The organism is Pseudooceanicola sp., from assembly GCF_041987405.1.
Classification (GTDB): domain Bacteria; phylum Pseudomonadota; class Alphaproteobacteria; order Rhodobacterales; family Rhodobacteraceae; genus Pseudooceanicola.
The window spans coordinates 77,545-88,792 of record NZ_JBHIWR010000004.1 but is presented as its reverse complement, the minus strand read 5'-3'; the positions used below and the strand labels follow the sequence as shown (position 1 = coordinate 88,792).

At 66.3% G+C, this 11,248-nt stretch carries 7 protein-coding genes and 2 tRNA genes; 4 read left to right on the top strand and 5 right to left on the bottom strand.

Going from position 1 to position 11,248, the window contains the following annotated elements; genetic code table 11:
- Window positions 1-34: 34 nt before the first annotated feature.
- Window positions 35-886 carry an MBL fold metallo-hydrolase gene (locus ACFC2Y_RS11480; RefSeq protein WP_375172936.1) on the bottom strand — a complete coding sequence of 284 codons (852 nt, stop codon included), beginning with the start codon at window positions 884-886 and terminating at the stop codon, window positions 35-37.
- 136 nt (window positions 887-1,022) lie between these two features.
- Between ACFC2Y_RS11480 and ACFC2Y_RS11475 the strand changes: the two genes are divergently transcribed.
- Window positions 1,023-1,098, top strand: a tRNA-Ile gene (locus ACFC2Y_RS11475).
- 320 nt (window positions 1,099-1,418) lie between these two features.
- On the opposite strand, the gene ACFC2Y_RS11470 is transcribed toward ACFC2Y_RS11475, so the two are convergent.
- On the bottom strand, window positions 1,419-2,702 hold the full coding sequence (locus ACFC2Y_RS11470; protein ID WP_375172937.1) for an ATP-binding protein: 1,284 nt from the start codon (window positions 2,700-2,702) through the stop codon (window positions 1,419-1,421).
- A gap of 52 nt (window positions 2,703-2,754) precedes the next feature.
- Here ACFC2Y_RS11470 and ACFC2Y_RS11465 point away from each other — a divergent pair, with 52 nt between their 5' ends.
- Both ACFC2Y_RS11465 and ACFC2Y_RS11460 read left to right on the top strand, forming a co-directional pair.
- Window positions 2,755-3,684 (top strand): MBL fold metallo-hydrolase, encoded by a 930-nt coding sequence (locus tag ACFC2Y_RS11465; RefSeq protein ID WP_375172938.1) that lies wholly within the window; start codon window positions 2,755-2,757, stop codon window positions 3,682-3,684.
- An 81-nt stretch (window positions 3,685-3,765) separates the two neighbouring features.
- Window positions 3,766-3,840 (top strand) — tRNA-Asn (locus tag ACFC2Y_RS11460).
- A gap of 100 nt (window positions 3,841-3,940) precedes the next feature.
- Here ACFC2Y_RS11460 and ACFC2Y_RS11455 read toward each other — a convergent pair.
- The 3 genes from ACFC2Y_RS11455 to ACFC2Y_RS11445 all read right to left on the bottom strand — a co-directional run bounded on the left by ACFC2Y_RS11455 (window position 3,941) and on the right by ACFC2Y_RS11445 (window position 7,547).
- On the bottom strand, window positions 3,941-5,425 hold the full coding sequence (locus tag ACFC2Y_RS11455) for an inorganic phosphate transporter (RefSeq protein WP_375172939.1): 1,485 nt from the start codon (window positions 5,423-5,425) through the stop codon (window positions 3,941-3,943).
- Window positions 5,426-5,503: 78 nt separating this feature from the next.
- A complete protein-coding gene (locus ACFC2Y_RS11450) occupies window positions 5,504-5,962 on the bottom strand; it encodes an NUDIX hydrolase (RefSeq protein WP_375172940.1) in 459 nt (152 codons plus the stop codon).
- Window positions 5,963-6,314: 352 nt separating this feature from the next.
- Window positions 6,315-7,547: a diaminopropionate ammonia-lyase gene (locus ACFC2Y_RS11445; RefSeq protein WP_375172941.1), complete on the bottom strand. Its 1,233-nt coding sequence runs from the start codon at window positions 7,545-7,547 to the stop codon at window positions 6,315-6,317.
- Window positions 7,548-7,811: 264 nt separating this feature from the next.
- On the opposite strand from ACFC2Y_RS11445, the gene ACFC2Y_RS11440 reads away from it, so the two are divergent.
- Window positions 7,812-11,069 carry a carboxyl transferase domain-containing protein gene (locus ACFC2Y_RS11440; protein WP_375172942.1) on the top strand — a complete coding sequence of 1,086 codons (3,258 nt, stop codon included), beginning with the start codon at window positions 7,812-7,814 and terminating at the stop codon, window positions 11,067-11,069.
- Window positions 11,070-11,248: the final 179 nt, after the last annotated feature.

Below are 11,248 nucleotides of genomic sequence, written 5' to 3'. Positions count from 1 at the left end.
TCCGATAGACCAGAGCGGCGGGACTGTCCACGCCTCAGGCCGGGATCAGGCGATATCCTATGGGCGCCTTTTCGACGCGCCAGGGCCCCGGCTGCGGCACATGCGGGCCCAGGACCGGCATCCCGCTTTCCGCCAGTTCGGCAAAGAGGCGACGGCGGGAGGCGATGGCGGCCTCTGGATCGACGTCAAACAGAACGCCCCAGTCGGGTTCGGCCAGCTGGAACGCATTGGCATGGATCGTGTCGCCCCAGATCAACACGCTCTCGCCCGCATCATCAATGCGAATGCCGGAATGCCCGGGGGTATGTCCCGGCAGCGGGATCATGGTCATGCCGGGCGCGAATTCGACTTCGCCCGCGATCTCGCGCTTCTGGTCGGCATAGGGGGCGAGCGCACGCCGCGATACATCAAGGGAGCCTCGGGCCTGTCCGCCCGGCTTGGTCTTTTCATAGACCGCTTCATTGAAGAAGTGATCCCAGTCGCCCGCGCCATAGACCAGTTCGGCGTTCGGGAAGGTCTTGCTTCCGTCCGGGCGGACCATCTGGCCCACGTGGTCCACGTGCAGATGGGTCATCGCAAGACGGGTGACCTCTTCGGGGACGACCCCGGCCTTGGCGAGGTTGGTCATGAAGGCCCCTGTCGTGGGCGAATACCCGTCTGGCGCGCCGGCATCGACGATGGTGACCTCTGTCCCGTCGCGGATGACAAAGCCATGAATGGGGACATTGACGGTCTTGCCGTCATAATCTTCGCCAGCCTGGGCTGCGGCGGCGACGGCCCGGTCGGGGTCAAAGGCCGGGAACAGCGTGCCCGGTGCGCGGCCATAGCCATCGGGGATGGTCAGAATTTCGAACCGGCCAACGCGGGTCGTGGTGATGTCGGTCATGTGGGCTCCTCCGTCCGGGGCAGCCTAGGGGTGTTTCGGCAGAAGGCCAATGGGCCTGACCAATGGGGCTGCGTGGTCGGTGCAGCGCTTCGAATGCTTGACCCCTTCCGCAGCCTCGCCTAATCCAGGGACAGGCGGGCCTGTAGCTCAACGGTTAGAGCAGAGCGCTCATAACGCTTTGGTTGCGGGTTCAAATCCTGCCGGGCCTACCACCTCCGCCTGTTTCTCCCCTCCGTCACCGAAAATATGCGCCATGGCGCGGCATCCGATTTGGGGCTCTGTCGCGGCTGACGTCGTGCGGATGGATGCGACTTGATCTGACGTCTGAAATCGTGTCGGGACCATTTTTGTGCATATGATCCTATTTGGTCGTCTTAGTTGTGGAAACCGCGAGATCTGATTTCACAAAAATGCCTTTCCGGTCGTGACAGGCGCGAACCTGTCGCTCCAACCGCACCGAAGCCGAGGCCATAGGCTGCCATCCCCGCCGCCAAAGCGGTGCCCTTTCCCGTTTGTTCTGAAAAACCCGCCCTTACCGCGCCAGGACGATGTCCGCCTGCAGCCCGCCCAGACGTTCGGACTGCCCCAGGCGCAGCACACCGCCATGGGTCCGGGCGATATCCGTCGCGATGGCCAGCCCCAGACCGACACCCGAACCACGGTTCTGGTTGCGCGCGGGTTCGAGGCGGGCGAAGGGCCGCAGGGCCTCTTCCCGACGGTCGGCGGGGATGCCGGGCCCGTCGTCTTCGACCCGGATGCGCAGGGATTTGTCGGTGATCTGCAATGACACCTCCGCGCGCGAGCCATAGCGTACGGCGTTGGAAATCAGGTTCTCCACCGCGCGGCGCATCGCCCTGGGGCGCAGGCGGACCTCCCCTGCCCCGTCGGCCTCCGCCAGGGTGACCGCCGCCCCGCTGCGCGCCGCATCCGCGACCAGCGCCTTGACCAGGGAAACCGGATCAACCTTTTCAACGGTTTCCGAAGCCGTGCCGCGGGCGAACTGCAGGAATTCGTCGATCATCCCCTGCATCTCCTCCACGTCCCGCTCCATCGGTTCGCGGTCCGCATCCTCCAACATCGACAGCCCCAGCTTGAGCCGTGTCAGCGGCGTCCGCAGGTCATGGCTCACCCCCGACAGCATGAGGGTGCGCTGTTCGATCTGCCGTTCGATCCGGTTGCGCATGGCGAGGAAGGCCTGCCCAGCCGCGCGCACCTCCGTCGCGCCGCCGGGGCGGTAAGGCACGGTCTGGCCTTTGCCGAAGGCCTCCGCCGCCGCGGCGAGGCGGGTGATGGGGCGCAGTTGATTGCGCAGATAGAGGTAGGAGACCAGGGTCATCAGCCCGCCAAAGAAGACCATGTTGACCAGCAACTGATGCGGGTTGGACGCCGACACCCGACTGCGGGCGAATTCAATGGTCAACGGGGGGTCACGGTCCAGATGGACCCGCACGATGTAGTCGTCGGGCAGCTCAACGCTCTGCAGATCGGGCAGCCGGTCGCGCAGGGTCCGGATCACCGACACGCCCGACAGGTCATACCACCGGCGCAGATCCGCGCCCGGATCCGGCGCGCCCTCGATCACCTTTAGGTTCAGCGCCTCGGCCAGGGCATCGCGTTGCCCGGCCGGGGTGTCGGCGACCAGGGCCAACTCGTCCGACAGGCTGCGCGTCATCAGCGTGGTCACGCCTTCGAAATGGCGCTGGATGAAGATGATCGAGACGACCAGTTGCACCACCACCACCGGCAGCACGAGAATAAGCGCCGCCCGGCCGTACAGGCCGCGGGGCACATATCGTTTGAGCCAGTCGAAGTCCATCGCTAGGGTGCCCCCGATCCATCGCAAGATCAGAGAAACACAGGACGATCCCATGCGCCACCCCGACGAGTTCAATCCGACGCCGGAGGTGGCGGAGGAGCTCTCCCCCGGCATCCGCCGCATCCTTTGCGACAACCCCTCGCCCTTCACCTTTCGCGGCACGAACACCTATCTCGTCGGTCAGCGCGCCGGGATTGCCGTGATCGACCCGGGCCCCGTGGATGAGCGGCATATGGCGGCGATCCTGGGTGCGCTTGGCCCGGACCAGCATGTCAGCCATATCCTCACCACACATGCCCATGGCGACCACACCCCCCTCGCCCGCCCCCTGGCGGAGGCGACCGGCGCCCCGGTCCTGGCCTATGGACCGGCGACACGGGGACAATCCGAAGTCATGCGCCGCCTCGCCGCGCAGGGCGGTCTTGGCGGGGGCGAAGGCATGGATACGGACTTCCGTCCCGACCGCGCGCTCGCGGATGGCGAGGAGGTGGGGGGCGACGGCTGGCGTCTCACCGCGCTCTGGACGCCGGGGCATCATTGCAACCACCTGTCCTTCGACAGCGATCTGGGCACAGGTTATGGCACGATCTTCACCGGCGATCACGTGATGGCCTGGTCCACCTCCATCGTTTCGCCGCCAGACGGCGACCTGACCCAGTTTATGGAAAGCTGCCGAAAGCTGCGCGCCCGCCCCGCAAACCGCTACCTGCCCGGTCATGGCCCTGCGATCGACACCCCGCATGCGCGGCTCGACTGGCTGGTCGAGCACAGGATGAGCCGCGAGGCCGCGATCCTTGACGCGCTCGGCCAGGGCCCTGCCGATGCACAGCAGCTGGCAGAGCGGGTCTATACCGACATCTCCCCCAATCTCCTGCCCGCAGCGGCCCGAAACGTGCTGGCGCACCTCATTGATCTGACCGGAAAAAGCCGCGTCACCCCGGAGGGCGAGCTGACCGCCACCAGCACCTTCCGCCTGCTCTGAGCCATCGGTGAATATTTCGCAATTTTATGACGGAATGCCTCTGGACGCGCGGAATCGGTGTTGCTATACGCCCCCTCGTGTTCCGGCGTAGCTCAGCGGTAGAGCAGTTGACTGTTAATCAATTGGTCGTAGGTTCGATCCCTACCGCCGGAGCCAAAATCCCCTCCTGATCCATGTAGATCAACGGCAGACAGCCACCAATTAGGCGATTGTGCCTTGTCATCTTCCAGTGATGCGAGCCGCGCGGACCGTGGCCTCAGCCCGCGATCCAGCTGATACCGATGAACAGAACGGCCGAGAGCAGCGCCGCGGCGGGGACGGTGATGACCCAGGCGGCGACAATCGTCATGAAGTGCGACCGGCGGACCAGTTTGCGGCGGCGTCGTTCCTCGGCGGCGACGGCGGGGCGGTCGGGGATTGACATGCGCAGGGCCCGCATACGGCGCTCGGAATGCCATTCGCGGAAGAAGCCGACGCCAAAGACTGCGCCGACCGCGATATGGGTGGAGCTGACCGGCAGGCCCAGCCAGCTGGCCACGATGACGGTGATGGCGGCCGAGAGGGCGACGCAATAGGCGCGCATCGGGTTGAGCTTGGTGATCTGGCTGCCGACGATCCGGATCAGGCGCGGGCCGAAGAGGAAGAGGCCGAAGGAGATCCCGAAGGCGCCGATCAGCATGACCCAGACGGGAATGCCGAAGGAATGGGTGAAATCCCCGGTGGCGGAGGCCTGGACGATGGCGGCCAGCGGGCCGACGGCATTGGCCACGTCATTCGCCCCATGCGCAAAGCTGAGTAGCGCGGCGGAGACGATCAGCGGGATGCCGAAAAGGACCTTGAGCGATTTGTTGCGGTTCTCAAGCCCCCGGGACTGGCGTCGGGTAACGGGGATCATGATCAGCCATGTCAGCACGCCGACCGCCAGACCGATCGTCAGCGCGAGCGGGAGATCGACCTTGATTAGGTGTTTCAGCCCCTTCATCGCGAGGTAGGAGGCAAAGGTGCCCGCCATGACCCCGACCAGCACCGGCACCCAGACCCGGGCGGAGGCGATCTTGTCGTCCCGGTAGACGATGCGTGCCTTGATGAACCACAGAAACCCCGCCGCGATCAGCCCGCCCAGGAGGGGCGAGATCACCCAGCTGGCCGCGATCAGGCCCATCTGGCCCCAGCTTACCGCGCCGAAACCGGCGGCGGCGATGCCCGCGCCCATCACCCCGCCGACCACGGAATGCGTGGTGGAGACCGGCGCGCCGATCCAGGTGGCCAGGTTGACCCAGAGCGCGGAGGACAGTAGCGCGGCCATCATCGCCCATATGAAGACATCGACGGAGGCCATGGTGCTGGGCGCGATGATGCCCTTGGCGATGGTCGATACGACATCCCCGCCGGCGATCAGCGCCCCGGCGCTTTCGAAGACGGCAGCGATGGCGATGGCGCCGCCCATGGTCAAGGCATTGGCGCCAACCGCGGGGCCCATGTTGTTGGCGACGTCATTGGCGCCGATGTTCAGCGCCATATAGGCGCCAAAGACCGCGGCCAGCACGATGATAAGGGTATTGCCGCTGCCGCCGAACAGCAGTGTGGCGACGAGCCCCGTCACGACGACGAAAATGAAGGAGAGCCCCATCCCCACAAGCGGCCGCCCGACATAGGCCGTGGCCTGTTCAAGGGTCGACATGCGCCCCAGGTCGCGATCAAGGGTTTCCAGATGTCTTGCCTGGAAATCGTTGTTCGACATGGGTCGCCTCCCGTTTAGGTTCGGGACTGGATATTGGGAATGGGCGTGGTTCTCAACCGGAAAGGCGGTCGTGGCGGATCAGAAGGCGGCCAGGATGGCCTTCAGTTCGGGTTCATCAACCCGTTCCGCGGCCTCTTCGGGAGAGAACCACTGGCGTTTGCGCTGGTCGACCTCGGGGAAGTCACTGGCCAGGGCGATCACCTCCACCGGGAAGACAAGGGTCTTGACCGCGATGCTCCAGTTGCCGGGCAGGCCCTTCTGGTAGGTATAGGTGCCGATCGCCTCGGGCTCGGTTTTGCCCTTCTTGACACCGGCCTCTTCCCAGGCCTCCTGCATCGCCGCGCCGGCGGCATCGAGCCCCTTGATCGGCCAGCCCTTGGGCAGGATCCAGCGCCCCGTGCCCCGGCTGGTGATCAACAGCACCTCGCGCGCGCCCTTGCGGGTGCGGTAGCACAGGGCTGCCACCTGCAATCGTTCCGGGCGCTGGAGCATCGGCATAACATAGCCTTGCCATACCGACTTGAGCTGATGAATCATCGAATGCCTGCTCTGGTCTTCTTTGTTAACGTCCAATTTTATAGCTGTTGCGGGGAATTTGCAATTCACCCGCGCGTCATCATCGGTCGGCTGTGGCGCTGGCGCGCCATCCCGTCAGCGGGTGCTCATTTTCTGGACGGGGCGGGGCGACACGGCGTCCACTGATGGCAGGCCGGCACCTTCGGACCGGGCCGTGGGGGTAGCCGGTGATGTTTTCGTTGCCGTCCTCGGTGATGACCAGGATGTCGTGTTCGCGGTAGCCGCCCGCGCCGGGTTGGCCCTCCGGAGGATATGCGCCACTGTCGAAGCATCTGGCAGACGGAATGCGACGCGACCGGTCGGCAATTGGCGATCAGGCGCGGATGTCCTCGGCGCTTGCCCCGACGAGGTTGCGGTAGAGATCGGGGTCGGTGTCGCCTTCGGTGCCGAAGACCATCACGCGGGCGTCGGGCCCCAGGTCCAGCATCTGCCGCGCGTCGTCATGTCCCATGGCGGCGCGCAGCCCCGAGAGGCCCGCAACGGCGGATTCCCCCGCGACAATCGCCGGATCGCGCCCCTTGGGACGCGCCAGCGCGCGCATGTCGGCCACGGCGGTCGCATCCGTCAGGGTGATGACCGCATCGGCATGATCGCGCAGGATGTCCCAGGCCAGGGCAGAGACCTCGCCGCAGGCGAGACCCGCCATGATCGTATCCAGATCGCCTTCCACCGCCGTCGGGTGACCGGCGCGCATCGTCTCCAGCCAGCAGGCGGAGCGGTCGGGGTCACACAGCACGATCATCGGCCGGTCCGCCCCCCATCTCCGCACGGCCTGCGCGGCAACGGCGGCGGCCATGCCGCCCACCCCGGTCTGCAGGAAAAGATGCGTCGGCGGTTCGGTCAGCAGGTCAAAGGCTTCCGAGGCCATGACCTCATAACCCTGCATTACGTCGCGCGGGACATCCATATAGCCATCGTAGGAGGTGTCGGAGACCACGAACCAGCCGTCCCGCGCCGCGACCTCCTGAGCCAGTCGGACGCTGTCGTCGTAATTGCCGTCGCAGCGCCGGACCTCGGCGCCATAAGCCTCGATTGCCGCCTTGCGCCCTTCGGAGACGCCCGCGTGAATGAAGATCACACAGCGGCAGCCGAAGTTCTGCGCGCCCCAAGCGACGGACCTTCCGTGGTTGCCATCGGTGGCACAGCAGACGGTGATCGCGGCGGCCTCCTCGGGATAGGCGCGGTCGGTCACTTCCGCCATGGACACCTCGCGCCCGATGGCGCGGCTCACTTCGATACGCAACAGGCGCGCGACCGCATAGGCCCCGCCAAGCGCCTTGAAACTGTCCAGGCCAAAGCGCGTCGACTCGTCCTTGTAGAGCAGTTGTGCAACGCCGATTTCCGCCGCCAGGGCCGTCAGATCATGCAGCGGCGTTTCCGCATAGCCCGGCCAGCCGGAGATGGTTTCGCGGGCCAGGGTCAGCCCGGTGTCCGACAGGATTTCCTCCTGCGTGAGGCTCCAGGGCGCGGCGCGAGAGGCCAGCGGATTGAGCCGCAAGGTGAAGGCGGCGTCGGTGCCTACTCCGGAAGAAATTTCTGTGCCCATGCCATGCCCCTGCCGTCTGATGGTCGGGGTACTGTGAAGGCTGCGCGGGCGATTGTCACCCGTACCGGGGAGTCTGAGGGTGAATGGTCCGGAAACTCGTCCATCACAGGTGTCATTCGAGCGGCACACGACGACTGAGACAATTTTTCTACCGACGGGTCAGTAAAAGTCATTGATCCCGCCCGGATATGGTGAAACCTTCCCCACACCCGGAGGAGGCCCGTCGCGCGGCGATGCGCCCGGGACAGATGAGGATATCGACCCATGACGATCAAGACCCTGCTCATAGCCAACCGCGGCGAAATTGCCCTGCGGATCGCCCGTACGGCCGCGGACAGGGGTCTGACCAGCGTCGCAGTGCATCCGCAGGACGACCAGCCCTCGCTGCATGTCTTGCGTGCCGACCGGGCGGAGGTGCTGCCGGGTCAGGGGGTGAAGGCCTATCTCGATATCCCCCAGGTGCTGGAGGCCGCCGCGCGCGCCGGGGCCGATGCCATTCACCCGGGCTATGGGTTTCTGAGCGAAAGCGCCGCGTTTGCCCAGGCAGTGGAGGCTGCCGGAGTGCGGTTCATCGGGCCTACGCCGGAGCAGCTTACCCTCTACGGTGACAAGGTCGCGGCGCGGAAACTGGCGCAGGACTGCGGTGTGCCGACCGTGCCGGGCACCGCCGATCCGGTGGATGCGGCGGGGGCGGCGGCATTCTTTGACACCCTGCCCGAGGACGCGGCCATGGTGATCAAGGCCGTGGCGGGCGGCGGTGGACGGGGCATGCGCGTTGTCCGTAAGGCAAGCGAGGTCGCCGACGGCGTGGCCGATGCCGCGCGCGAGGCGGAGGCGGCCTTTGGCGACGGCGCGGTCTATGCGGAGCGGTTCATCGACGCGGCGCGGCATGTGGAGGTGCAGATCCTGGGCGATGGCGCTGGCGGGATCGCCGTGCTGGGGGAGCGGGATTGCACCCTGCAGCGCCGCCATCAGAAGGTCATCGAGATTGCGCCTGCCCCTTTCCTCGACGACACCATACGCCGCCGTCTGCACGATCACGCCCGCCGCATGGCCGAGGCGGGGCAATACCGCAGCCTCGGGACGTTTGAATTCCTGCTCGATCTGGCGACACAGGAGGTCTTCTTCATCGAGGCCAACCCGCGCATCCAGGTGGAACATACGATCACCGAGGCGATCTATGACGTTGATCTCGTGGCGCTGCAATTGCAGGTCGCGAACGGGGCGCGGATCGCCGATCTCGCCCTGCCGACAGAGGCGCGGGGCTATGCGGTGCAGGCCCGGGTGAATATGGAAACCATCGGGGCGGACGGGGCCGTCATGCCCTCCGGCGGGGTGCTGGCGGCCTATGACCCGCCGGCCGGGCCGGGTATCCGTGTCGATGGTTTCGGCTATTCGGGCTATCCCACTTCGGGCTTCTACGACTCGCTCTTGGCCAAGGTGATCGCGCGGGGGGAAGATTATGCCTCGGCCCTGACCCGCACAGAACGGGCCCTGGCGGAGTTCCGGATCGAGGGGGTCGAGACCACCCTGCCCTGGCTGCGCGCCCTGCTGCGGCGCGAGGAGATGCGCGACTATTCCGTCGCCACCCGCACCATCGAGGCCAAGGCGGGTGAATTGGCAGAGGCCGCCGCCGATATGCCGCGCGCCACCTTTGGCGAGGTCAGCGCGGCCAAGGCCCATGCCGCCACCGCCGATCTGCCTGAGGGGGAGGTCGCCCTGCCCGCCCCCATGCAGGCCACGGTGATCGAGTTGCGGGTCAACGCCGGAGATACGGTCGCCAAGGGTCAGATCGTCGCCGTTCTGGAAGCCATGAAGATGGAGCATACGATCGAGGCGCCCTGCTCCGGCATGATCGGCACGGTGCTTGCGGCGGTCGGCGACACGCTGATGCCCGCCGCGCCGATCCTGTCGATCGCCCCCGGCGTCGGCCCGGACGCGGCGCAGGAGGAGGACGCGGAGGTCGATCTGGACGAAGTACGCCCCGACCTGCAGGAGCTGTTCGACCGACTGGCCCTGGGACAGGACGCGGCAAAACCCGAAAAGGTCGCCAAACGACATGCCCTGGGCCTGCGCACCGCGCGGGAGAACCTGGCCGATCTCTGCGATCCGGGGACCTTCAACGAATACGGCGAACTGGCGATTGCCGCACAGCTGCGCCGCCGCTCGATGGAGGATCTGATCCGCAACACCTCCGGCGACGGCATCCTGACCGGCACCGGCATGGTCAACGGGGCGCAGTTCGGCGACGGGGCGCGCTGTGCCTTCGCGCTTGGCGATTACACCGTGTTGGCGGGCACACAGGGGCTGAGACATCACCGCAAGCTCGACCGGATCTTCAAGCTGGCCGAGGATCACGCCCTGCCCATGGTGTTCTTCGCCGAGGGCGGCGGCGGACGGCCGGGGGATACCGACAAGACGACGGTTTCGGGCCTCGACGGTCCCAGCTTTGCCACCTTTGCCAAACTGTCGGGCAAGGTGCCGGTGGTGGGCGTTGTCGCGGGCCGGTGTTTTGCAGGGAACGCCGCGCTTCTGGGCTGCTGCGACGTGGTGATCGCGACCGAGAACAGCAATATCGGCATGGCCGGCCCCGCGATGATCGAGGGCGGCGGTCTGGGAGTCTACAAGCCCGAGGATGTCGGCCCGATCGACGTGCAATGGGCCAATGGCGTGGTCGATATTCGCGTCAGGGACGAGGCAGAGGCCTGCGCGGTCGCCAGGCAGTATCTCTCCTACTTCCAGGGTCCGGTGGCCGACTGGACCGCGCCGGACCAGCGCCTGCTGCGCCGCGTCGTGCCGGAGAACCGGCTGCGGGTCTACGAGATCCGCGATGTGATCGCCGCGCTGGCCGATGCGGGATCAGTGCTGGAGCTGCGCGGGGGCTGGGGCGCGGGCATGGTCACCGCCCTGATCCGGATCGAGGGCAAGCCCTACGGCGTCTTTGCCAACAATCCCAGACACCTGGGCGGGGCGATTGATGCGGATGCGGCCGACAAGGCCTCGCGCTTCCTGCAGCTTTGCGAGGCGCATGGCCTGCCGGTCCTGTCGCTTTGCGACACGCCGGGTTTCATGGTCGGGCCGGAGGCGGAAAAGACCGCCCTTGTCCGCCATGTCTGCCGCATGTTCGTCACCGGCGCCGCGATGACCGTGCCGCTTTACTCCGTCGTGCTGCGCAAGGGTTACGGGCTGGGCGCCATGGCCATGGTGGCGGGCGCGTTCAAGCAATCGGCGCTGACCGTGTCCTGGCCGACCGGCGAATTTGGTGGCATGGGTTTGGAGGGCGCGGTGCACCTGGGCTACCGCAAGGAGCTGGAGGCGGAGAGTGATCCGGAGGCGAAACAGGCGCTCTTCGACAAGTTGCTGGCGAATTTCTACGACGTGGGCAAGGCGCTCAACTACGCCATGGGGACAGAGATCGACGCGGTGATCGACCCGATGGACACCCGCCGCTGGATCGCCAATGCGGCGCTGGCGGCGCCGGTGACCCGCAAGGGTTCACGTGGTTTCGTGGACACCTGGTAACGGTTCGAGTCCCGGCCTCGCGCCGGGACCCCGCCCGTGTCTCTCTCCATCAGAGATCCCGGCGCGGGGGCCGGGACAGCAGCCAATTCGCCCCACGGTCAGATGTCCCGGCCTTGCGCCGGGACCCCGCTGGTCCAATCCAAGGCCGAATGGTCCGGTGACTGCGTCCCCTAGGTCCC

What these genes read in the sequence shown, in the direction of transcription:
- ACFC2Y_RS11480 (WP_375172936.1), bottom strand. Translation starts at nt 886, where the DNA reads ATGACCGACATCACCACGACCCGCGTTGGCCGGTTCGAAATTCTGACC.
- ACFC2Y_RS11470 (WP_375172937.1), bottom strand. Translation starts at nt 2,702, where the DNA reads ATGGACTTCGACTGGCTCAAACGATATGTGCCCCGCGGCCTGTACGGC.
- ACFC2Y_RS11465 (WP_375172938.1), top strand. Translation starts at nt 2,755, where the DNA reads ATGCGCCACCCCGACGAGTTCAATCCGACGCCGGAGGTGGCGGAGGAG.
- ACFC2Y_RS11455 (WP_375172939.1), bottom strand. Translation starts at nt 5,425, where the DNA reads ATGTCGAACAACGATTTCCAGGCAAGACATCTGGAAACCCTTGATCGC.
- ACFC2Y_RS11450 (WP_375172940.1), bottom strand. Translation starts at nt 5,962, where the DNA reads ATGATTCATCAGCTCAAGTCGGTATGGCAAGGCTATGTTATGCCGATG.
- ACFC2Y_RS11445 (WP_375172941.1), bottom strand. Translation starts at nt 7,547, where the DNA reads ATGGGCACAGAAATTTCTTCCGGAGTAGGCACCGACGCCGCCTTCACC.
- ACFC2Y_RS11440 (WP_375172942.1), top strand. Translation starts at nt 7,812, where the DNA reads ATGACGATCAAGACCCTGCTCATAGCCAACCGCGGCGAAATTGCCCTG.